Genomic DNA, 22591 nt, shown 5'->3' on the forward strand with positions numbered 1-22591 from the left:
TGGCGCTTCGCAAGAAGCGTCGGCATTCGGGTGTTTTCATGAGTCCTATTTAATCCCGATTGGTCCGGAGTCCCCGCTTCGGCAAGAGGAGTTGTAATGCGTTGGTTAATTGCTGTGGATGACGGGTTAGGCGCTGTATCTCGAGCGTGTGGCTGGGTCGCAAGCGTGGCATTTGTCCTGATGATGCTGAACGTTTTCTACGATGTGGTGGCTCGGTATGCCTTCAATGAGGTATCCATTGGGATGCAGGAATTGGAGTGGCACTTGTACGCCGTCGTCTTTCTGATGGGCATTCCTTACGCCATGAGGACGGATGGCCACGTGCGAGTGGACGTTCTTTATGCCGGCCGTAGTGAAGCTTTCAAGGCTTGGGTCAATCTTGTTGGGGCCCTTTTTTTTGCGCTTCCGATTGCCGCCATGATCGCCTGGCTGGGTTGGGGATACATGCTTGATGCCTATCACATGGGAGAAGGCAGCGGAGATCCGGGAGGTTTGCCCTACCGCTTTATTGTTAAAGGGCTGATTCCGTTTTCTTCATTCTGGCTGGCGGTTGCCAGCGTGGGCATGGCGACCTTCGCTCTCAGGGTTCTTGTCAAAGAGTCCGCCTACGACGAGCAAAACGGTGCAGGAGGTCTGGCATGATCGGGATGATAATGTTTGGGGTCTGCCTCTTCATGCTGCTGTGGGGCTTTCCTGTTGCGTTTACGTTCGGCGGCGTTGCGTTGATTTTTGGCCTGATTGCAGAGGGGCCGCAACTGTTTGCCTTCATGCCATTCCGCATTATGAGCATCATGCAGAACACGGTGTTAATGGCGATACCGCTGTTCATTTATATGGGCATCGTGTTGCAGCGCACCCGATTGGCGGAGCAATTGCTGGAGTCCATGGGGCGACTGTTTGGTGGACTGCCCGGGGGGCTGGCGATATCCACCATCGTGGTTGGTGCTTTACTGGCCGCCTCCACTGGAGTGGTGGGTGCCAGTGTCGTGGCCATGGGGTTGATTTCGCTCCCGGTCATGCTGGCGAATGGCTATGACAAAAAGCTTGCCTGCGGCACCATTTGTGCCTCAGGCACCCTGGGGCAAATTGTGCCGCCATCCATCATCCTTATCATCCTCGGTGACGTGCTCGGCTTGCCTGTAGGGGACCTTTTCAAGGCCGCGGTGATCCCCGGTGTGGTGCTTGTGGGGCTCTACATCGGGTATATCCTGTTCGTCAGTTGGCGATCGCCGGGAACGGCGCCAGCGATGCCGCGGGATAGCGATGACAGCCGGGCACAGGAAATCGGCAAAGCCCTGATGGCGATCATACCGCCGCTGGCATTGATTGTTGTGGTACTGGGCTCGATCTTTACCGGTATCGCAACGCCGACCGAATCTTCAGCCCTGGGTGCCGTCGGCGCGCTGGTTCTGGCCGTGGCCTATCGCCAGTTTTCCTGGCGGATGATGTGGGAAAGCTCTCGGGATACGGTCAAGGTGACGGCCATGGTCTTCGCCATTCTGGTAGGGGCAACCGCCTTCTCCATGGTGTTCAGTTACACCGGTGGCGACTACCTGCTGGAGGAGTGGATGCTGCAACTGCCGGGTGAGAAATGGGGCTTCCTGATCCTGACCATGCTTATTATTCTGGTGTTGGGTTTCTTCATCGACTTTGTCGAAATCTCCTTCATCATCGTACCTATTCTGGCGCCCATCGCTGAACTGATGGGTATCAATATGCTCTGGTTCGCCATCCTGATCGCGATGAACCTGCAAACCAGCTTCTTGACGCCGCCCTTCGGGTTCAGTCTTTTCTACCTGAAAGGAGTATCACCACCCGAGGTTAAAACCACCGACATCTATCGCGGTGTGGCGCCATTCATACTGCTGCAGATAATGGTGCTGATCGCGATCCTGATCTTCCCCGCGTTCTTTGGTATGTCATCCTCCTGAGCGAGTTCTGGAGGCTTTTATTAATGACGCTGAGGGCATGTTTCGATCTGGCTGAAGTACCTTGACTGGAGGTTTGGCGGGCCTTGGGAGACTCTTTTCCAGGCCCGCTCTTTTTTACGGTTTGGGTTAGACTGATGGAGTCTCGCAACCGATGCCTAGATGGCGTGTGCTTATAAAGGACAATGTGACGGTCATGTCGTTAAGAACAAAATTGATACTGCTTGCCCTGGTTCCCTTGCTGGTGGTGACCGGTATTTTCTCCGCGGTGACCTTGCACCAGGGCGACATACTCATGGAACGCGAACTGCAGATTTTTGAGCAGAACCTGCGGCGGTCCAAGGAAACAGCGTTGAAAGACTACGTTTCCATAATGCGCACCGCTATCGAATTTGTCCGTCAGAACGCGGCCAATGATGATGAAGCCCGCGACAAGGTTATGGCTCTGATGCAGGAGGCCTCATTCAGTGACGACGGCTATTTCTATGCCTACACCCATGACGGATTGAACCTGGTCCACGCAGCACAGCCGGCCCTGGTCGGACGGGATATGTACGATTTCCAGGACAGTAGCGGGAACTATCTGATCCAGAATCTGATACGGATTGCTGACAATGGCGGAGGGTATTACCAGTATCTGTGGCAGCAGCCTTCCACCGGCAGGGAAGTGGATAAAGTTGGCTACGTTGAACAGATTGAAGACTGGCAATGGATGTTTGGCACGGGATTGTATATCGATGATATTGCCGCTGAGATGCGGGCCATCGAAGCGGGCGTGGACGCTAACGTTAAACAGACCCTGTGGGCCATTCTGTTGGCGTTGATGGTATCAATCGGTGTTGTGGTGTCTGCGGGGGTTCTGTTTAATGTGCACGAACATCGCTTGGCGGACCAGAATCTGAAAGAGCTGAGCCACAAGACCGTGCAACATCAGGAAGAAGAACGCCGCCGGGTATCGAGGGAATTGCATGATGGCATCAACCAACTGCTGGTGTCTGTGAAATATCGGTTGGAGACGGCCATGACCCATATTCCAGAGGGTGACTCCGTCGCCCAGGAGTCACTGGTGAAAGGCGGAGAGGTTTTAAACCGTGCGATACAGGAAGTACGGCGTATTTCCCATGATCTGCGCCCCAGCGTACTGGATGACCTGGGGTTGTTGGCGGCGCTCAACCAGTTGCTGGATGACTTCCGCGAACGTAGCGGGATCGTTATGGACATAGATATCCAGCCACCGCAGGAGGATATTTCCGAGGAGGTGGCTACAACGCTGTATCGTATTGTTCAGGAGGCCTTGTCGAACGTTGAGAAACACGCCCAGGCCACCCGGTTGGCGCTGAGCCTGGAAGAGGATGCGGAGGGGCTCTTTCTGTGTATTTCCGACAACGGCGTAGGCATTGCCGAGAAAGATGCATACGCCAGGCGAGGCATCGGGTTGCGTAATATGCGCGAGCGTGTGGAGTTTTTGGGTGGGGAGTTTGAGGTATCTCCGCGGCCAGGAAACGGAACCCGGATAATGGCCTCGTTCAAACAATACCAGGCATAGTCGAAAGAATAAGGATAAGCCTGGCGGTGTAGTAAACCTGACGGTAACGGTCCTATGAGCACATCAGAATCTGTAGTGAAGGTCATGCTGGTCGATGACCATATCCTTGTCCTGGAAGGTATCAGGGCGCGGCTGGAACAGGAAAAGGGCATCGACGTCGTCGGCCAGGCAACCGATGGGCTGGAGGTCCTGGAACGGGTCAAAGACCTGAAGCCGGACGTGATCATGATGGATGTCAGCATGCCCAACATGAACGGGATTGAAACAACGAAAATTTTCCAGGAGCGCTATCCCGATCTGAAAGTGCTTATCCTCAGCATGCACGACAACCGGGAATACATTTCACAGCTGATGTTTCATGGCGCCAAGGGTTACATCCTGAAGGACGTATCGGTTGAGGAAATGGTGAGCGCCATTCGTACCGTGGCTGATGGCGCCACCTACATCTGCCGGGCAGCGACCGAGACGTTGTTTCGTCATGGGGAAACAATGGAGCCGGTGGAGAGCAAACTTACTCGCCGCGAGGAGGCCATTCTTTCCAGAGTGGCCAAAGGGCTTAGCAGTAAAGCCATCTCCAATGAGCTCAACATCAGCGTGAGAACGGTGGAAACCCATCGGCAAAACATTAAGTCCAAGCTGGATTTGAATACCACGGCGGAGCTGACCAAGTACGCCTATGACCAGCAGTTGCTCTGAGTCAGAATAGCCCCATCTGGGGCTGGGTCTCGTCGAGGTCCAGGGCATCAACCATGGGTGCCCGTTCACGCAGTAACTCATTCCAGAGCGCCGCCAGGGAAAGGGCATCGCCCTTGTTCGGCATGTGCATGAAAATATAGGGACGTTTCCCTTCCTCGATCCACGCAGCTGCGCGCTCAACCCAGGGTGCGAGAAACGGACGGTTGGCCTCCAGGTCGGGATGGCCGACAAAGCGGATCACCGGCGCTGCATCCACAGGGAGCAGATGCACTGGTACTCGCGGCTTTTTGCGCTGTGCATCGCGTGTTTCCTCGTTATCCGGGGTCGCGGCAAAGAGTGCCCGGCTGTCCATGCACACCCGTGCAATGCGGCGTTCTCTCAAGCCACGATTCAGGGCTTTCTCGGCCTCCCCCTTGTCAAAGAACGCACTGTGGCGAACCTCAACGGTGCAGGTCAGGGTCGGGGGCAGGGCATCCATAAATCGCCAGAGGTTTTCTAGACGCTCTGGCCCGAAACTGGCGGGAAGTTGCAGAAGAATGGGGCCAAGCACATCGTTGAGTGGCGCAATTATCTCAAGAAAGTCAGATGCTTCGCGGCCAGCGCCACTCAGTAGACGGTCATGAGTGATCAGGCGTGGAAACTTCAACAGAAAACGAAAGTCATCGGGCACCTGTGACCGCCACTGTCGGCACTGTTCCTGGCTGGGCGTGGCGTAAAAAGTGGTGTTGCCCTCCACGCAATTGAGGGCACTGCTGTAACGCGCCAGCGGGCTCTGACCGGGAGGGAGTCGGCTGGTCCAGTCGGGATGTTGCCACTGGGGGCAGCCGAGAAAGTAGGGTTGTGCCATGGTCCCGTTTTACCACCGTTTATCAAGGGTCTGCTAAAAATTAGTCTCTGTATGTCACAAACATCAGGGCTGCCCCGTCTACCTCTGTAGAACCTACGTGGACATGATGCCACCTCGTGTCCCCCCATGCAGAGGAGTAAGATAATGGAAACGCGATTGAATGCCTACAAGGCTTCCCCTGATGCCATCGCCGCAATGACCCGGCTGGAGGAGTACGTTGGCAGTTGTGGGCTGGAACACAGCCTCATCCACTTGGTGAAAACCCGGGCATCCCAGATTAACGGTTGCGCCTATTGCCTGCACATGCACACCAGCGATGCCCGCAAAGCCGGTGAAAGTGAAGTACGGCTCTACCTGCTGTCCGCTTGGCGTGAGTCCGGGCTCTACACACCTCGTGAACGGGCTGCCCTGGCCTGGACCGAAGCACTGACGAACGTGGCTGACACCGGTGCACCCAGTCAGGATTACGAGCAGGGGCGAGCGAATTTCACCGAGAAGGAGTTCGTCGACCTGACGTTGCTGATCGGTGCGATCAACGTCTGGAACCGGATCAGCGTGGGCTTTCGGGCGGTTCACCCGAATGACAGTAAACTGTAACCAAGTACGCCGGGAACCAATTGCCATGAATGAACAGCCCGCGCATCAGTTTGATCACTGGCGCCGATACCTGACAGGCGTCGCGTACCGCATGCTGGGTTCGGTGACGGAGGCAGAGGATGTGGTGCAGGATGCATACCTGCGTTGGCACCATGCCGATCACCTGTCAGTCGATGATGTGCGGGCCTACCTGACCACGGTCACCAGCCGGCTTTGTCTTGATCGCCTTCGCGCCGCTCATCGGCAGCGGGAGGTCTATGATGGTCCCTGGCTGCCGGAACCTATAGTCGAAATTCAGGACACTCCGGCAGGCGCCGAGGCGCTTGCCAGTGATGTGTCCTTTGCCCTGATGCTGGCGCTGGAGCGGTTGTCTCCCCTGGAACGTGCTGCGTTCCTGTTGCACGATGTATTTGGGCTGGATTTCAGCCAGGTCGCTGGGAGCCTGGAACGCAGTGAAGCCAGTTGCCGCCAACTCGCAAGCCGCGCCCGGAAACGTGTGCAGGCTGAGCGCCCGCGCTATGAGGTGAGTTTAAGCGAGCATAATCAGCTGACCGATCGATTCTTCGACGCCGCCCGCAGTGGCGATGTGGCAACGTTGAAGGCGCTGCTGAGTGAGAACGCCATACTGCATACCGATGGTGGGGGAAAGAGGATTGCAGCGCGGCGCCTGATTCTTGGTGCCGACAGGATCAGCCGGTTCTTTGAAGGCGTGGCGCGCAAGTCTGCATCGCCCAGCCCTCGGTGGGTTAAAGCCGTTTTCGTGAATGGGCTACCGGGATGGTTGACCATCGAACAGGATGGGCTGCCACAGATCACGACACTGGATGTGGTGGATGGCCGTATCCAGTCGGTCTATGTCGTGCGCAACCCGGACAAACTACGGCATTTGGCCGGCCACCTGCCAGAGTTACGTGTTTAGGGTGTCACACTGGCGCCACCCCGAAGAGCCATTGGTGAGCCCACATTACCAGCACCGCATAAACCGCAAGGCCACCAACAACCGCTATGGCATCGTTCGCTTTGCTGGCCGGCAGGGTCGCAATCGGCCGCTGGGTTCTGCGTTTCAAGGAGATCCGATCCACCACGGCCCAGGCCAGGAAAGAGCCGAACAGCAACAGGTCGTGCAGCATCCCGTTCGCGAGTAAGTGAGCCAAAGCCCAGAGCTTGACCGCGACGAGCATTGGGTGCCCAAGTTTTGCCTTGATCTTGCCCGGAAAATAGGTGGCCAGCAGTAGGGGAAAGACCGGAATCAGAAGGAGCATGGCCAGGTGCCGGAGCCAGCCTGGAGATGTGTAAATGACGGTCGGGTCGAGGCGGGCGTTGCCATACCCCCAAACGATCAGAACCAGACCGACCAATGCGGCCAGCGAGTAAAGCCCCTTGAACGCCCCTTCGCCAAGGGAGTTGTGCAGGCGATTGCGCAGCGGTTCGTTGACGATGGACAGAGAGTGCACGCCAAGAAATAAAACCAGACCAACGATCAGTGTTGCCATTTACCCATGCTCCGTTGAGAAATTCCAGACAGTATAGTTGCGCAAACCGGGACAGGGCAGCCTCAAGCGTTTATCATCCGGAGCCTGTTTTACCGGATTGAGAAGGCCCCATGAAGTTTCCAAAAGTCACGGTCGTATTGGTTTCCGCAGCCCTGTTGTTCGTACTTTGGGAGCAGACCCGGGAGCGCCCGCAACCCGTGGATGCCCGCCGTTTTGCCAACCTTGCGGATAATCCAGTCGAACTTAGCGTAGCCATGGACTGGGTCGTTCGCCAACTCCCCGTGTTGTGTGAGGACGCGACTGGACAGGATTCGGACTCCGGGGCTCATTCGACGTGCGTCAGTGAAGGGGAGACCCGTACATCGGCCTGCCGACGTGCGGTTTATGATCGTTTTCCAAGTGTGATCGCCTCGGAACAGGTGTTCCGAGATGTCGCCCTCAGCGCGATGAACTGCCTTGTCCCGCAGTCCGGATTGGTTGAATAAGCTTTTAACCAATGACGTACAGGACGTATGGACGGTGTTTTATGCGAGTATCCCGGACGAACACCTGAATCGGCACTATAGTGGGGTAACATCAACACCATAGTGAGTTTCCGTGTTCTGTGGCCAGACGATGACCCGTACTCAATGCCTCGATAGTGTCCTCCGGCTCCAAAGCCGAGCCCTCTTTATTGCTGGGACTCTCTCTTTCAGTCAGATCGCTTGGGCGCAAATTGACACTGACAATTGTATTGTCAGCGAAATCCAGCCGGACGCGATTGATCTTGACCAGCCCCGGGACCAACTGGCTCGCCAGAGCGACTTGGATATTCCGGCAGGTGCCAGAATCGGCCGAATAAACATTATTCGGCGCCCGATCTTCGATACCAGCGATCCGGAACAGGACAACTTTCTTTATCGCACGCTGAACGCTCTAAATACCCCGACCTGGAAATCGGCCCTGCGTGCCCAGTTGGTGTTCGACGAAGGTGACGTTTACCAACCGGGTACGCTGGACGAATCCGAACGTATATTGCGGCAGAGTGAGTACCTGACGGCCGCGTGGATCGGTGTTACCCGCGTTTGCGGGAATGAGCTGGAAGTCACTGTCCTTGCACGTGACACCTGGACGTTACTGCCGAGCGTTGGTGCTTCCAGGACGGGAGGCGAGAATAAAACCAACACCGGCCTTTCTGATCCGAATTTCCTGGGTTCCGGCAAGAGCGTGGGGATTTCCCACAAAAAAGATGCCGACCGCAGCGAGACCAGTGTCGATTTCGATGATCCGAACGTGCTTGGCTCCCATTGGCAGGCAGGCCTTTCCTACGATAAGCGCAGTGATGGGCGCGGTCGCAGTGCCTACCTTGAGCGTCCATTCTACAGTGAGCTGGCGGAGTGGCGATTTGGCCTGAGTGGTGAGGATGACATTCGCGAACAATCCCGCTATGTGGGGGCGGAGGCAATTGCGGACTATCGGCAGGACCGCGATTTTGCCAGTGTTGATGTCGGCTGGCGACTGGCAGAACGCAATGGCAGCCAGTTAAGGCTGCTTGCCGGTTTTCGCTACGATGCTCGGGCGTTTGAGCGCTTACCGGATGAAACCAATCTGGACCTTCTGCCCGATGATCGGACACTGAGCTACCCATGGGTCGGGTTTGACTACCGTGAGAACCGCTTCCGGGAAATGACAAACCTGACTCGTCTGCAACGGGTCGAGGACGTGCGGGACGGCTTTGTGTGGCGTACCGAGCTGGGGTACTCCTCGCCGGGACTTGGAGCGACGGAAGACCGCGCCGTACTGAATATGGACTTCCGGGATGCTTTGCTGGCCACTGACACCAACTACGCCAGCTACGGGTTCAGTCAGAGCGGCACCTGGCGATTTGACCAGCACCGTTTCGAGAACCTTATCGGAACCCTGAGCCTGGAGTACTTTCATGGCGGGGCAGTGGATTGGAACAGTTGGTACACCAACCTGTCGTTCACGGCAGCGCACAATTTGACCGTGGATCAACAGCTTCTTATTGGCGGTGACAATGGCCTTCGTGGTTATCCGAGCAACTACCAGCAGGGCAACAGAAGAGCGCTGTGGACACTGGAGCGCCGTTACTTCCCGGACTGGCACCCTTTCGAGCTGTTTCGCATGGGGGGTGTGATTTTCACCGATGTAGGCAGAGCCTGGTTTGATGATGGTCGCAATAGCGGACCCGATGACGGCGTACTGACGGATGTGGGATTCGGTCTGAGGCTGGCCTCAAGCCGGATCGAAGTACAGCGAATGCTGCACCTGGACTTCGCCTTCCCGCTGGCGGGAGATGACAGCGTTGACCAGGTGCAGGTCTTGTTGCGGGGTCGTTCGCGATTCTAAGCGACAGTCATGTCACTTGATCCACTTGTCGCCCCAATGGGTGATGTCGTGCTTCTGCTCCACTTGCAGTGTGCGGGCGCCAGCGGCCGGTTCTGCTTCTTCCGCGGCAGCAATTTCCTCGTCAATCACTCGCGTTGAGAGGGACAGCCAACTGGTCACGAAGGCGGCAGCATCGCCGTTGATCTCAAGAGCGAGCTCGTCGACGTTGGTGATGTCGTCACAGGCTGAGTGATAACAGGGGTCGAAAGCAATGCCAGCCTCGCCACCGAACTTGGCCGCCTGCTCTTCGGTTTTCAGCACTTCCGCACCGGTAAACAGCCCGCCAAACGCAATGCCGTCCTCGAAGAACTGCGCGTAGTCTGAGCGGAAGCTGATTTGCGTGCCCTCTGAGGCGATTTCACGCAGGTTGAAGTACTTCTCGAACAGCGCCTCCGTGGCGGCTGATCCCGGAGGACCTGCCAGATCGAAGTCAGAACCATCGCCATCGTAGATAAAGTTGCCGAAGTTGGGCGAACCAATCATGTCGTAGTTCAGGTAGACCTTGATCTTGTCCTTCTCTTCCTGGGAAAGGCTGTTGACGTAGAACGTTGAGCCAACCAGGCCGGCCTCTTCCGCACCCCACCAGGCAAAGCGGACCTGATTACGGGGGTGAGCCCGTTTCATTTGCAGGGCCAGTTCAAGAAGCGCAGCGCTGCCGGAGCCATTGTCGTTGATGCCGGCCCCTTCAAACACTGAATCCAGGTGAGCGCCCGTCATCACGACGTTGTCAGGGTTGCCCCGATTGGTTTCGGCAATCACGTTGGAGGTTTCGGTTTGCTCTCTCACCACGTTGGTCACGACTCTGAGCTGGAGGTCCTGCTGCTCAACCCAGCCAGCGCCAATGTCGTAGGTGGTGAACACGACGGGAACTCCCCCGGCGTAGTCATCGCCGAGCGTGGCGTTGATCAGGCCTTTGCGGTCTTCCGTGTTGCCCTGGTTGAAGATCACCACACCCGCGGCACCTGCATTGGCCGCGTTGGTTGCTTTCTGCCCGAAGGCGCAGGCTCCCCGTTGGATGACGGCGACCGATCCAGCGGGGAAGTCGGTAAAGTCCTCGGGTTCACAGCCACTGGTGGAGGTATTGTCGGGGCCGAGTTGAACGTCAACGGCAACGGCCATGCCCGTCACATCGCCTGGCTCCGTCTGGGACAGGTAGGTAAAGTCCTCTTCCCATACATAGTCGGTCGGAGTGGGTGCCGTGGCCTGCAGAATGCCGTCTCCGGTCGGGTAGAAGGCATTGAAAGGAAACTGCTGGATGGTCACGTCATAGCCCGCACTCTCCAGTGTGGTTTTAACGTAATCGACCGTCGCCTGGTATCCAGGTAAGCCGGCAGCGCGATTGCCATCATTGGCTTCGGCAATGCCGTATAACCGGTCCAGGTGGTATTGGATGTTGCTTGCCTGCATGCAGCGGGGCAGACCAAATGGCGTGCTATTGAGAATGCCAAAGCGACACTCAAACGGACTGATTCGATCCGGGCTCCAGAAATCGTTGAGTAAATCGCCGGTGGATTTCTGGCCTGGCGAGGCGTGTGCGGTTATTGCAAAGAAAAGGGATCCTAAAGCCATGGTGCGGCTTGCGGTGCTGATTTTCATTGTGATTCTCCAATCCTGGGAGTTTGTTGTTAGGTCCGCTTGTGGCGGACTTTCAGCGCGGGGAGGCCTGAATGGATGTTAAACAGGCGCCCGGGCATCACTACTTCCATCGATGCCTACCGCAAGACTAGTCGCGGTTTTTTTGTCCATCCAGGCGGAAAACATTACAAAACGTTAGGTTTCGGGAGGCGCCGACGTGAGCGTTGGTCACGTCGGCGTTGGGAGGCAGGAAGGGCGCTCTTGCGGTGCGCTCAGAATCCGTAGGAGCGGGAAATGGTCTCCTTTTCGCCGGACTCAACCAGTGCCTGGTAACTTTTGTTCAGAGCCTGCAGGATCTCGGGGGCGGTGTCCTTGTGGACGGCGAGATACATTGGCGTTTCACGGAACACCAGAACGCGCTCGAGCCCGGTTACATCGGACGCATCAGCAGCCAGGTACGGGCCAGCCAGACCGTCAGCTACCCAGAGATCGATCTGATCCTGGACCAGGCGGCGCGCATTCAGGCCGTTATTGCTGATTGCGGAAACGTCAAAGCCCTTGTCGATCAAAAAGTTGGTCATGACGTCGCCCTTGTACCCACCGATCTGATAGCTGTGGGCATCGTTCAGGGTGTTCAGTTCAATGGACGCCCCGGGTTTGGCGAACAGTGTCCATTCGATGGAGGACAGTGGCCCCACCCAGTCGAAAAAAGGCGCTCGATCCTCTGTTTTGGATACACAGTAGATGGCGTGGTCAGGATGCCGTTCGGCCCGGTTGAGGCCATAGCTGAGGTCCCGGAGTTTAATGCTGTAATCCAGCTCGGCTTTACCCAGAAGCGCCTTCACGACATCGGTACAAAGACCCGTGATGTCTGCTTCCGAGTGGGCAAATGGCTGACCATTGGTGGTCATGTTATAAGGAGGGTATTGCTCTGTGTAGATCCGCAGTTCTTCTGCGGCAGTCGTACAACCTGCCGTTAACATCAGGGCCATTGTCAGCCCGAATTTTCCTTTCATGAACCCACTCCACATGTATGGTTACGGTATTTACGGAGTGCGGCATGATATTGAAGAGGAATCCAGCGTGGCATGCTGGATTCCTCTTCTTTACATTTTGGCAATGTAGTGAAAGTGGCAGGTAATGCTGACGTTCTACCTGGCGTTTGTCCGGGCACGGTAGACGGAAGGTGTCTCTCCGAACCTCGCCTTGAATGCCCGGCTGAACTGGCTGGCGTCGTTGAAACCGCAGTTGAGGGCGATGGCAGTGATTTTACTTCCCGGTTGGCGGAGTAGGTCCCGGGCCCGGGTCAGGCGTTGTTCCTGAACGTATTGATAGGGTGCGCAGCCAAAGGTCGCCCGGAACAGGCGGGCAAAATGGTAAGGGCTAAGATTAACCCAGCCCGCCATGTCCGCGAGGGTCAACGTCCGGTCCAACTGCGCGTGAATACGTTCCTGTAGCAATCGGCGGTAACGCAGTGAGAGTTGTCCGGTAACAGAGGGAGTTGCCTGCTGTACGTTCGAGTGACGACTAACCACCTGTAGTAACAGCCACTGGGCCAGGTGATCCATCGCCATGGACTGACCGGGGGCGAGCCAGTCACTCAGTGCCAGTAACTGGCCCGCCTGGGCCAGAACCGGGTCCTGCGTGTGGTATCGCTCACTGAGTTCAACCCGGTCAGGTTCGCAGTCCCAGGTCTGTTCTGCGCAGCGGGCGATGTCCAGGTCATTGAAGTAGAGGTGGAAGAATTCGAATTGGCCGTCGATCTGCCAGGTGGATTGACTGCCGGCGGGAAACAGGCAAACAGCCCCCGGAAAGCCCTGGCTCACGGCCCGTCCGTTTACCACCCGCCTCGCTTTGTCGCCCTCGTTAATGTAAATGCTCAGGGCGTGATGGCGCGGTCGCTCGTAACGCACCTCGCCCTTGCGGTTCTGCCACTGTGCGAGGGCACGGCCCTGGTCCAGCTCCATGAGCTTTTGAGGCGCCACGCCAGCGGCTCGCAGCGCGTCCACAATGTCGCGGCGTTCCCTGTGGGGATTCTTCGTTGAATCGGGTATCTGGGGTGAGCTGGTCTGCATATCGGGCCTCCGCAAGAATCATCCATGGTTGCGCAGGATCTGACAAGTTTTCCCCTTCGCACTGTCATAAGATCGGCCACTAGATACATCAATGCGTCACTTATTAAAGGGAATGACTGTTATGCCGATTTCCATGCACTACGGTTTGACGGTACTGATCTGGGGCCTGACCTGGACGGCCATTCGCCTGCAGGTTGAGTCTGCGCCGGTGGATGTTTCGGTGTTCTATCGTTTTTTGATGGCTTCTGTTGTGGCTCTGGTGGTGCTTGCATTGCTTGGGCGCCTGCAGACGTTGACGCTCAAGCAGCATGGCTGGCTTTTTTTGCAGGGGCTGACGCTGTACAGCGTGAATTTCCTGCTCATATACCGTGCCGCCGAGTCCATGACCAGTGGGTTGCTGGCAGTGGTGTTTTCACTGGCGGCGCTGTTCAATGCCTTGAATGGCTGGCTATGGTTGCGGTTGAAGCCCGCCGCCCGTCTGTATCCCGCGGTGGCGTTGGGGATTACTGGCGTGGCCCTGCTGTTCTGGCATGATCTGCAGCTTGGCAACGCCACCGGTGCCAGCATCCTGTTTGCGGCTGCCGGCACGTTCTGGTTTTCCATGGGGAACCTGGTGAGTATCAAGGTTCGGCTGGCGCAAATCCCCTTGTTGGTGGCGAATGCCTGGGCCATGGTTTACGGCGCTGTGATCCTCGGCGTCTGGTGTCTGTTGCAGGGAGTGGAGTGGGTGGTGCCAACCTCCGCGACCTTCTGGGGCGCAACGGTTTTCCTGGCGGTACCCGGCTCCATTATTGCGTTTTATTGCTACATCACTGTGATCCAGACCCTCGGTGCTGACCGGGCTGGCTATGCAACGGTGCTGTTTCCGGTGGTTGCCCTGAGTGTATCGACCTGGCTGGAAGGCTTTGAATGGACAACAACCGCCGTATTGGGTGCCCTACTGGCCATCCTGGGAAATTACGTGCTGTTTCGCCGAGTCAAATGATATCCCGTGGGGCCTCGGAAACCGCTACGTTGTATGGAGCTTCAGATGCGTCACCTTTTCCGAGAGACGGCTGGGTTCCGTGCCGAGGATGTCATCCAGTGAGGAAGGCCGATGGACCCAGAAGCCCTGGAGAAGATCCACGCCGATCTCCTTCAGTAACGACGCTGCATCCTCGGACTCGACGTACTCGGCCACCGTGATCATGTCCATGGTTCGGCCAATGTCATGAATGGCCCTCACCATTGCAAGGTCTGTTTTGCTGGTGACGATATCGCGAACAAACATCCCGTCGATCTTCAGGCAGGTAACTGGCAACCGGCGAAGGTAACCAAACGACGACAACCCTGAACCGAAGTCGTCCAGGGCAAAGCTGCACCCCATGTCGCTCAGGCGTTTCATGAAGGCCTGAACTTCCAGCAGGTTATGGACGGCGGCAGTTTCGGTGATTTCGAAGCAGATCTTGTTCGCTGGAACCCCGTAGTGGTGGAACCTGCCAACCACAAAATCCGCGAAGTCTGTTTGATCGAACGAGCGACCAGACAGGTTGATGTGGCAGGCTTCCAAGGCACCAAGGTGTTCTGGGGCGGCGGACAGTTTTTCGAGTACATTCTCGATAACCCAGCGGTCGATTCTCGATGCCATGCCATAGCGCTCCGCAGGGGGCAGGAAAGCACTGGGAGGCACCACCGAACCATCCTGTGAGCGCATGCGAATCAGCACTTCGTATCGCAACCCCTTGCCCCGGCCTGTGGGCGGGGCAATTATCTGGCATTCAAGGAAAAAGCGGTTGTCCTGAAGCGCGGTCTGAATGCGGTTGTGCCATTCCATCTCGCCCTGCTGGGAGGCCATCTGCTTGTCGTCCATCGACATCACGCACACGCGGTTGCGGCCGCCGTCTTTGGCGGTGTAACAGGCAATGTCGGCGGCTTTCATCAGGGCGCTGATGCCCGCGCTTTCTGCGGTTATAGGCACCACGCCAATACTGCAACTGATGGTGTGGCTGGTTTGCTGCCAGGAAAACACCAGGTGGTCGAGAGAGGCCCGCACCTTTTCAGCCACATGATGGGCGGTGTCGAGGTCGCAGTTCTGAAGAATGATACCGAACTCGTCGCCGCCCAGTCTGGCCAGGATGTCCGCTTCGCGCAGATTCTTTGAAATGATGTCGGATACCTGGCGCAGAAGTTGGTCGCCCGCGTCATGGCCCGACGTGTCGTTCGCCAGCTTGAACTGGTCCAGGTCGATGTAGCAGAGGGCGTGTTGTTTTCCTCCGTTGCGGACGTGCCCGAGATGGCTGGCAAGCTGCTGCTCAAACGCTCTTCGGTTTATCAGGCCGGTCAGGCTGTCATGGGTCGCCATGTAGCTCAATTCCGTCGACAGACGGTGAGACTCGGAAATGTCTTCCATAACCGTTGTGAAGTACGCTGAAGCGCTGGGCACATCCCACACGCGGGATACGGTGAGCCTGGCCCACAAGAAGTCATTGTCTTTTCGAACAATGCGATGCTCGGTCGTATAGCTGTCGATGTTACCGAAGCTGATATCCCGTCGTTCTTCCCGGGCAACGTCCCAGTCTTCCGGATGGACCAGCTCCCGATAGGGGCGATGCACAAGGTCATCGGGCCGGTAGCCAAGGATGTCGCAGGTCGCCTGATTGGCATTAACGATTCGGCCCTCGGTATCAATCTGGATGATACCGATGGCGGACTGCTCGAAGATCGAGCGGAAGTTCTGCTCGGTTCGATTGAGCAGTCTCACCAGCCGGAATCCCAGGAACCAGGACAGCAGCGCCACAAGAGTCAGGAACAATGCACTGACAACAGACAGGAAGCTGGCGGCCCAACGCGAGGCGTCTCCCATGGAAAGGCGGAATTCCCGGGCATTCACCTGCAGTTGCTGGTCAACAATCGCGAGCTTGTCTCGCAGGGCCTGCAGTTGCTCGCGATCCGGAGGTGCCGCCAACCACTCTCGTTCCATCGCATTGCCGATCTGATCCAGTTCAAACAGCAGGTCATCGGCGCCCTCCCAGGCGGTTAACGCCCGCTCCAGTTGATCAAGCCACGAAAAAAGACGGATCAGCAGAATCATGCGGGTCAGGTCTTCTTCATGGTTGCCCCCTTGGAGAAAACCATGCCTGGCACGTTGCCAATCGAGCGTATCGGAGGTGATGGCGACGCGGGCGTGCAGATCGCCGATGGGAACCGCCAGCGCCTGCCTCGCCTTCGCAAGGTGCGAAAAATCACCAGATTCGGAAAATCGGTTGAGGTGGTGGACAGTATCGATCTGCGCTCGGGACCAGACGCTTTCGCCCCAGGTATAGGCAGTGATTGCCGACTGCACCTGCACCACGGCGACCATGAAACACACCGTCAGGATGATCGTGAGGCACAGTCCTGCCACCAGCGCAATCAGTTGTCTTTGAAGATTGGGTTGCTGTCCTTTGCGTCGCATGGCTGCCGGTACTCTCCATACATGGTGCAAAACAACATAAATGGCGCACCACAAATGGTGCCAGTAGGTGGCATTTTCTCAATGGGGCGTCGGCTTACAACGTATGCCCCAACAACCCCAGGACACCGAGGATGATCAGATAGCCCGCCACGATGTAGTTCAGCAGCTTTGGAAACACGAGTATGCCAATGCCCGCGCCCAGGCTGATCAGTGGCGCCAGTTCAAGGTGAAGTGTCATAAGAGTAATATCCTCGTCGAGTACGTTGGAGCGTGTTTTTTCTATCTTTCATCGTAGTCGGTAAGTCTGCACAGTGCATCCACGCACGCCTCGATCTGTGACTCGCTCGCACTCGCGAATCCCATCACCAGCCCGGTTTGCGCGGTTCTTCCGATGTAGTGCTCGCTGAGGGCTGTGCTGCCGAAGCCCAGGTCTCTCAGTTGCTGACTCAGGGCAAGGTCATCCACGTTGCCTTTCAGAACCAAATGCATCCCGGCACTTTCCGCTATGGGGGCCAGCCTGCCGCCAAGCTTTTCGGTAACCCGCGCCTGAAAATGATGCCACTTATCACGATAGAGTTGGCGCATACGGCGCAGATGTCGTGTGAACTGGCCGCTGTCGATGAACTCGGCGATGGTTGCCTGGGTCAGTAACGGTGTCTCTCCGCCGCTGACACGTTTGGCCCAGAGGAAATGGTCGACGAGTGCCTCTGGTACGATCAGGTAGCCGACGCGCAGGGCTGGCAGCAGTGTCTTACTGAAGCTACCCACATAGAGAGCGGGGGCGGTATCGAACATGCCCTGAATGGCTGCAAACGGTTTGTTATAGAAATGGAACTCGCTGTCGTAATCGTCTTCCACGATCCACGTCTGGTTTCGGCGCGCCCACTGTAGCAATGCCATGCGCTGTGACACATCGAGAATGCCCCCCATGGGGTACTGATGAGTAGGGGTGCAGAACAGCAGTTTGGCAGCGCCAAGGCTGTCCAGGACACCAACATCCAGAACCTGTTGCTTGAGCGGTACGGGCAGCAGTGGGTTGCCGTGACGACCAAGGGCGTATCGGGCGCCCCGGTAGCCGGGGTTCTCAACAAAGACCCTGTCACCGGGTTTTAACAGCACGTCTGCAATCAGCGACAGCGCCTGTTGAGCCCCATTGGTCACGATCACCTGGTGTTCCTGGCAACGCACCCCGCGGGAAGCTCGTAAATAATCAGCAATGGCTCTGCGCAATGGCTGGTAACCCTGGGTTGTGTCATAGCCGCGAAGGCTTGTTCGGCTCTCCTGATGGTGCAGTATTCGGTTCCAACTGCGAATGGGGAAGGCGTTGATGTCGGGCAGCCCGGGCTGGAAGGGCAGGTTGGCGTCCTCCCCAAGCTTCAGGCGGCTGGCGGGAGCCGGCGGCAGTGGCGGCAAGGTCATGGCCTGCATGGTTTGAATGGCTCCGCCGGTAGGTTGGTTGATGGCCAGGTTGAGGTCTTGATGCACGAATACGCCCCGACCAGCCCGGCTTTGCAGGAAACCTTCGGCTTTCAACTGGTCGTAAACGGCATTGACGGTGTTGCGGCTGATACCCAGGTCTGCTGCCAGCTGACGGCTGGAGGGCAGTTGGCTTCCCGGCAGGTAACGTCGATGGATAATGCGTTGGGACAGGTGTTGATAAAGCTGTGTTTGCAGCGGTGTGGTGTGCTCGAACCGTATATCGTCAATCACCTTAACTGGTCCTATTGAAATCTATAATCTGGATCTTTCCATGGTATCAGATGTTGCTTCTAATAGAGATGTACTTTGCAAAAGGAGCATACGATGTCTCGGAAGGAAATCACGGATACCCCTTTATCACTACCGTTATCACCGCCGTCATCACCGCTGTCTTGCTGTCCTCGCAGTCGGGTGAAGCGCGCGGCCAGGAGAGCCAGTTATGAGCGGGCGCCGGCTTACGCCCTGATCGATCGGTTAAAAACAGCGCATGTGGGTTTTGTGGAAGAAGGGGAGCCACGCATCATCCCGATCACGGCCTGGCGTCTTGCTGACGACCTTTACCTGCATACACTCAGCGGTGGCAGGTTGGCGCAGACGCTGGCATCGGGACAACAGTTGTGCATTTCATTTGCCGTGACAAACCAGTGGGTAATGACTAAGTCAGCGTTCCACCACAGTGCCAACTATGAATCGCTGGTGCTGTTCGGCAGGGCCTCGCCAGTGTCGGATGATCGTGAGTTCGACGCCGCGTTTCAGGCCATCATTAATCAGATTGAACCGGGCCGCTGGGAGCAGGTGCGTGCCCCCAATGCGAAGGAGCGGAAGGCGACGGCATTGTTCCGGATTCCGATCGAGGAGGGCGCGTTCAAAAGCCGGGATGGCGGTCCTGGAGAGGAACCCGAGGATATGGCGCTCCCGGTGTGGCACGGTGTGCTGCCCGCGTAAGGTGAGTGTAGGCGTTGATGCACCCCGATCGTTGGCCGGCAGGTTATGATTGGGGGTCATTCAAGGTAAACTGTGTTCACAATCGTTTCATTTACTTGCCAGATAACACAGGCAGCAACGCATGTCCGATGTTGATCCCCTGAAAGCCTTGTCCGATATTGCCAGTGATGCCCATACCCGCATCCAGGCTGCCCATGAGCACATCAACCCGGTGTTGGAAGTGCGCCGGGGCATGCGTGATTCGGGTATTCCTGCGGATGTCATGACCATTGACTGTCTGCGCACCCGTCGCCGCATAACGTTGATCCTGCACGACAACCAGCCAGGCGTGTTGTTGTATCAGTTCGTGACCATCGATGATGAAGTGGGTGATGAGTTCCAGGGCATGGCGTTGTCGGAGGTCAGTGCCCAAACGCTGGTGGACTGGATGCAGGATTATTTTGGATAAGCGGGCCCTTATGTCGGGCGCCTGACACACGAGGGGCAGCATGGAAGCATTATTGATTATTCTGGCACTTGGTCTTGCCATACTCCTGCCGGTGGGCTCCGTGCTGGGTATTCTTGCGTTTTCCCGGCGTCGTGATCAGTCGGAACGCCTTGAGTCCCTGAACCGGGAAGTGTCCCGTTTGCGCGAAGAAGTGACTTATCTAAAGCAACATTTGGGCGGAAAAGACCAAGACCAGCCGGCCCCGGAGCTGGAGCTTGAACTTGAACTCGACGAAGCCGTTGTCGAGGACACGCCAGCCCCTTCTGAATCAAGCCCCTCTTCTGACACAAGCCCCCCGAGTGCGGATGCGACGTCACGCGATAAATCTCGCTTTGTCCAGGCCCTGAAGGATAACTGGATGGTCTGGCTTGGTGGCCTGAGCGTTGGGTTGGCCGGTATTTTCATGGTCAGCCACTCCATCAACGCAGGAATGATCGGCCCATCGCAGCAGTTGATGTTGGCGCTATTCAGCGGTCTTGCGTTGCATGCGGGAGCGGAGTACCTGCGTCGTCGCAACCGGGGTGCAAACGAAGTATTTGCGGCGCTGGCGGGTGGAGGCAGTATCACCCTCTATGCGGCATTGCTGGCGGGCGTTCACCATTACGGGCTGGTCGGCCCTACCGTGGGCCTGTTCGGGCTGGCTATTGTATCTCTGGGTACCATGGTGCTGTCGCTTTTTCATGGCCCGTTGCTTGCTGTCATGGGGTTGAGTGGTGCCTATCTGGTGCCGTTATTGATCGGTGGCGATGATGGCAGCGTGGCTTTTGTGCTGTCTTACAGTTTCCTGATCACCGTCAGTTCGTTGATGTTGATGCGTTATGTCTATCGGGACTGGCTTTGGTACGCCACGTTATCCGGCGCGTTTCTGTGGTGGTTGGCCACGTCCAGCGGAGCCGCCATCGGCGCCTCAACAGCCTGGTACATCGCCGCCCTGTTTGTGGTGTTTGCCATGGTTCCGGTTCGCGCAAAGCAGGCGTTGCCGTATTTACGGGAAGTCTTGATATCCCTGCTGGTTCTCTGGGCACTATCGATGGTCGGGCAGGGTGATCGCCCGTTTTTCTGGAGCTGGCTTATCATATTGCCGGCCGCAGCTCTGGTGCCGCAGAGTCGTGGAGCGCTCTGGTTCCTGCCCTGGGCCGCGGTGCTGGTCAGTGCGCTGGGATGGCTCGGATACGTCGGGCGCAATGGCACCGAGGTGACCTATTTTACGCAGATGGCGCCGGAGCATCAGGGTGGTTTGCTGTCCTACCTGATTGGGGCCGCCATACTCTCCACCGGGCTCGGATTATGGCACTGGGTTCGCCAGAATGATCGCCGCCGATGGGCCTCCTTTACACTGTTGTCGCCACTGGTTTGGGCGGTGCTGGGTTGGCTGTTAGTACACGGCTACCAGACGTCGTCGGCCTGGTCGGTTGCAATGTTGCTGGTTGGCGGCGTTTACGGCGTTCTCGCGTGGAAGCTCGAAAGCGTGCAGCGCTATCGAGTGGGCGTTGTCTGGGCAGTGATGGCGGCACACGTCAGCTATTCCCTGGCGGCGATAATGATTGTTAGTGAGGCGTCACTCACCCTCGCCCTGTCTGCTCAGTTTGTCAGCCTTACCTGGCTGGCGCGTCGTTATCAGATGCCCGAACTTCACCTGCTGTTGAAGGTGGCCCTGGCCCTGGTGGTGGCACGGCTGACGTTCAACCCCTGGCTGCAGGATTACGACACCGGTCTCCATTGGTCACTCTGGAGCTATGGTGGGGCGACGTTGTTTGCCGGCATTGCTACCTGGCTGGCGGGGAAGGATCGCGCCATTCGTCCTTGGCTGGAGGGGGCAACCCTGCATCTACTGGTGCTGTTCCTGGGTGCCGAGATGCGTTACTGGCTTTACGATGGCGATATTTTTTCCCAGCAGTACAGCTTTACCGAGGCCGCAATCAACACACTGCTCTGGGGTGCACTGGGCGTGACCTATATGGTGCGTGCCGGGGCAAGTGAGTCACTGGCCTGGCTGTACCGGTTGTTCTCGCGGATACTGGTTGCGCTGTCGATGTTGAGTTATCTCGCTCTGGTGACGCTGCACAATCCCTGGTGGGGCGGCGGCCATATTGGCGATACACCGATCATCAATATGCTGCTTCCCGGCTACGGTGGTCCCATTCTGCTGGCGCTTGCGGTCAGCCGGTTTCCCTTGCTTGCGCCCCGGTTCTGGTCGTTGTGCGTGGCGTCTGCCGGCTTTCTGCTGTTTACCGCGCTGGAGATCCGGCAACTCTGGCAGGGGAGTGACATGGGGTTGTCGTTCGGTATGTCAGAGGGTGAGCTTTACACTTATTCGGTTGTCAGCCTAATGTACGCGATCGGCGCTATTGCCTACTCCGCCAAGCGTGACAATGCGGTGCTCTACAAGGCTGGTATGGCTCTGTTGGGACTGGTGATTGCCAAGATCTTTCTCGTCGATATGGCCGGCCTACAGGGGCTTTGGCGAGTGGCGGCCTTTATGGGGCTTGGGCTGGCGTTACTGGGGTTGGCCTGGATGTATCGGAAAGCGCAGCCTTCGGCGGGTAATCAGACCCTCTCCGACTGATCAGGTGGGGCCGCGGGAGCGGCCCCACCCAGTTGTTTGCCGGTCGCTTACTTCGCTGTGATGGTTTTCATCACAAGCTTACCGTCTTTCTTGATGGGACCATCTTCCTTGGCGCCCAGGGTGTATTCGAAAATGCCCGTTTTCATGCCACCGTCTTCGCTATGAAGCATCAACATCAGCATGTCACCGGATTTGACGTCTTCAGTCAAAATGGCGGCCACATCTGTGTTTTTACCCTTGCGAAGGGGCGCGTGTGCCACGACCGGGCCGGGCTTGCCGCTTTCATCCGTGCGATGCACTACGAGCCAGCCATTTTCCTCGGCAACGACTTTTTTGGCAGTGACGGTGCCGTCCGCAACTGACTGATTGTCTCCCCAAACCCCGACTTTCATGTTGTCCATTGCCAATGCGGAACCAGAAGCCAGAGTTGCGGCTAGAAATGCGCTTGTCATCAAATGCTTCTTCATTGTGTTCTCCTTGCTTTCGGGTTGATCCCATCTTGATGTCTTGTTCGATGGGTGTAACTACAGCTACGG

Annotated in this window: 21 protein-coding genes; 12 read left to right on the plus strand and 9 right to left on the minus strand. The window is 57.0% G+C overall.

Annotation, left to right across the window (positions count from 1 at the left end; translation table 11 throughout):
* The first annotated feature begins 96 nt into the window (after nt 1–96).
* The 4 genes from SIC19_RS15000 (at nt 97) to SIC19_RS15015 (ending at nt 4170) form a co-directional block, all read left to right on the plus strand.
* On the plus strand, nt 97–642 hold the full coding sequence (locus SIC19_RS15000; RefSeq protein ID WP_085679544.1) for a TRAP transporter small permease subunit: 546 nt from the start codon (nt 97–99) through the stop codon (nt 640–642).
* The gene (locus SIC19_RS15005) at nt 639–1931 is read left to right on the plus strand and encodes a TRAP transporter large permease (protein WP_075196986.1); all 1293 of its coding nucleotides are present in this window, start codon (nt 639–641) and stop codon (nt 1929–1931) included. Before SIC19_RS15000 ends, SIC19_RS15005 begins: the two co-directional genes overlap by 4 nt.
* Nucleotides 1932–2124: 193 nt before the next feature.
* The gene (locus SIC19_RS15010) at nt 2125–3474 is read left to right on the plus strand and encodes a cache domain-containing protein (RefSeq protein WP_075196987.1); all 1350 of its coding nucleotides are present in this window, start codon (nt 2125–2127) and stop codon (nt 3472–3474) included.
* A 54-nt stretch (nt 3475–3528) separates the two neighbouring features.
* Nucleotides 3529–4170 (plus strand): response regulator transcription factor, encoded by a 642-nt coding sequence (locus SIC19_RS15015; protein ID WP_127401766.1) that lies wholly within the window; start codon nt 3529–3531, stop codon nt 4168–4170.
* A gap of 1 nt (nt 4171) precedes the next feature.
* Here the strand turns inward: SIC19_RS15015 and SIC19_RS15020 are convergent, their stop codons facing one another.
* On the minus strand, nt 4172–5017 hold the full coding sequence (locus tag SIC19_RS15020; RefSeq protein ID WP_127401765.1) for a DUF72 domain-containing protein: 846 nt from the start codon (nt 5015–5017) through the stop codon (nt 4172–4174).
* Between the two features lie 144 nt (nt 5018–5161).
* Between SIC19_RS15020 and SIC19_RS15025 the strand changes: the two genes are divergently transcribed.
* Nucleotides 5162–5614, plus strand: coding sequence for a carboxymuconolactone decarboxylase family protein (locus SIC19_RS15025; RefSeq protein ID WP_127401764.1), 453 nt, complete (start codon nt 5162–5164; stop codon nt 5612–5614).
* A gap of 25 nt (nt 5615–5639) precedes the next feature.
* A complete protein-coding gene (locus tag SIC19_RS15030; protein ID WP_127401763.1) occupies nt 5640–6533 on the plus strand; it encodes a sigma-70 family RNA polymerase sigma factor in 894 nt (297 codons plus the stop codon).
* Between the two features lie 4 nt (nt 6534–6537).
* On the opposite strand, the gene SIC19_RS15035 is transcribed toward SIC19_RS15030, so the two are convergent.
* Nucleotides 6538–7107, minus strand: coding sequence for an NnrU family protein (locus SIC19_RS15035; protein WP_036209321.1), 570 nt, complete (start codon nt 7105–7107; stop codon nt 6538–6540).
* Nucleotides 7108–7217: 110 nt separating this feature from the next.
* Between SIC19_RS15035 and SIC19_RS15040 the strand changes: the two genes are divergently transcribed.
* Both SIC19_RS15040 and SIC19_RS15045 read left to right on the plus strand, forming a co-directional pair.
* A complete protein-coding gene (locus SIC19_RS15040; RefSeq protein WP_091640828.1) occupies nt 7218–7592 on the plus strand; it encodes a hypothetical protein in 375 nt (124 codons plus the stop codon).
* A gap of 130 nt (nt 7593–7722) precedes the next feature.
* Nucleotides 7723–9456, plus strand: a complete 1734-nt coding sequence (locus SIC19_RS15045) for a BamA/TamA family outer membrane protein (RefSeq protein ID WP_127401762.1) — start codon at nt 7723–7725, stop codon at nt 9454–9456.
* A gap of 12 nt (nt 9457–9468) precedes the next feature.
* Here SIC19_RS15045 and SIC19_RS15050 read toward each other — a convergent pair whose 3' ends face one another.
* The 3 genes from SIC19_RS15050 to SIC19_RS15060 form a co-directional block, all read right to left on the minus strand.
* Nucleotides 9469–11091: a M28 family metallopeptidase gene (locus SIC19_RS15050; protein ID WP_127401761.1), complete on the minus strand. Its 1623-nt coding sequence runs from the start codon at nt 11089–11091 to the stop codon at nt 9469–9471.
* Nucleotides 11092–11342: 251 nt separating this feature from the next.
* Nucleotides 11343–12086, minus strand: coding sequence for a substrate-binding periplasmic protein (locus tag SIC19_RS15055; RefSeq protein WP_127401760.1), 744 nt, complete (start codon nt 12084–12086; stop codon nt 11343–11345).
* 135 nt (nt 12087–12221) lie between these two features.
* Nucleotides 12222–13145, minus strand: a complete 924-nt coding sequence (locus SIC19_RS15060; RefSeq protein WP_041334166.1) for a helix-turn-helix domain-containing protein — start codon at nt 13143–13145, stop codon at nt 12222–12224.
* Between the two features lie 121 nt (nt 13146–13266).
* Here SIC19_RS15060 and SIC19_RS15065 point away from each other — a divergent pair, with 121 nt between their 5' ends.
* On the plus strand, nt 13267–14130 hold the full coding sequence (locus SIC19_RS15065; RefSeq protein ID WP_127401759.1) for a DMT family transporter: 864 nt from the start codon (nt 13267–13269) through the stop codon (nt 14128–14130).
* 24 nt (nt 14131–14154) lie between these two features.
* On the opposite strand, the gene SIC19_RS15070 is transcribed toward SIC19_RS15065, so the two are convergent.
* The 3 genes from SIC19_RS15070 to SIC19_RS15080 all read right to left on the minus strand — a co-directional run bounded on the left by SIC19_RS15070 (nt 14155) and on the right by SIC19_RS15080 (nt 18288).
* Nucleotides 14155–16578, minus strand: a complete 2424-nt coding sequence (locus SIC19_RS15070; RefSeq protein ID WP_075196996.1) for a putative bifunctional diguanylate cyclase/phosphodiesterase — start codon at nt 16576–16578, stop codon at nt 14155–14157.
* Nucleotides 16579–16672: 94 nt separating this feature from the next.
* The gene (locus tag SIC19_RS15075; RefSeq protein ID WP_007152669.1) at nt 16673–16816 is read right to left on the minus strand and encodes a DUF3096 domain-containing protein; all 144 of its coding nucleotides are present in this window, start codon (nt 16814–16816) and stop codon (nt 16673–16675) included.
* A 41-nt stretch (nt 16817–16857) separates the two neighbouring features.
* Entirely contained in the window at nt 16858–18288 is a 1431-nt protein-coding gene (locus SIC19_RS15080) for a PLP-dependent aminotransferase family protein (protein WP_127401758.1), read from the minus strand.
* A gap of 93 nt (nt 18289–18381) precedes the next feature.
* Between SIC19_RS15080 and SIC19_RS15085 the strand changes: the two genes are divergently transcribed.
* From SIC19_RS15085 to SIC19_RS15095, 3 genes are all read left to right on the plus strand, one after another.
* Nucleotides 18382–19002 carry a pyridoxamine 5'-phosphate oxidase family protein gene (locus SIC19_RS15085; protein WP_075196998.1) on the plus strand — a complete coding sequence of 207 codons (621 nt, stop codon included), beginning with the start codon at nt 18382–18384 and terminating at the stop codon, nt 19000–19002.
* A gap of 121 nt (nt 19003–19123) precedes the next feature.
* Complete coding sequence (locus SIC19_RS15090) at nt 19124–19450, plus strand: hypothetical protein (protein WP_036209362.1); 327 nt, start codon at nt 19124–19126, stop codon at nt 19448–19450.
* A 40-nt stretch (nt 19451–19490) separates the two neighbouring features.
* Complete coding sequence (locus tag SIC19_RS15095) at nt 19491–22055, plus strand: DUF2339 domain-containing protein (RefSeq protein ID WP_127401757.1); 2565 nt, start codon at nt 19491–19493, stop codon at nt 22053–22055.
* A 47-nt stretch (nt 22056–22102) separates the two neighbouring features.
* Here SIC19_RS15095 and SIC19_RS15100 read toward each other — a convergent pair whose 3' ends face one another.
* Entirely contained in the window at nt 22103–22522 is a 420-nt protein-coding gene (locus tag SIC19_RS15100; protein WP_036209368.1) for a hypothetical protein, read from the minus strand.
* Nucleotides 22523–22591 lie beyond the last annotated feature (69 nt).

It is taken from the genome of Marinobacter sp. MIT930201 (assembly GCF_047122665.1).
Classification (GTDB): domain Bacteria; phylum Pseudomonadota; class Gammaproteobacteria; order Pseudomonadales; family Oleiphilaceae; genus Marinobacter; species Marinobacter salarius.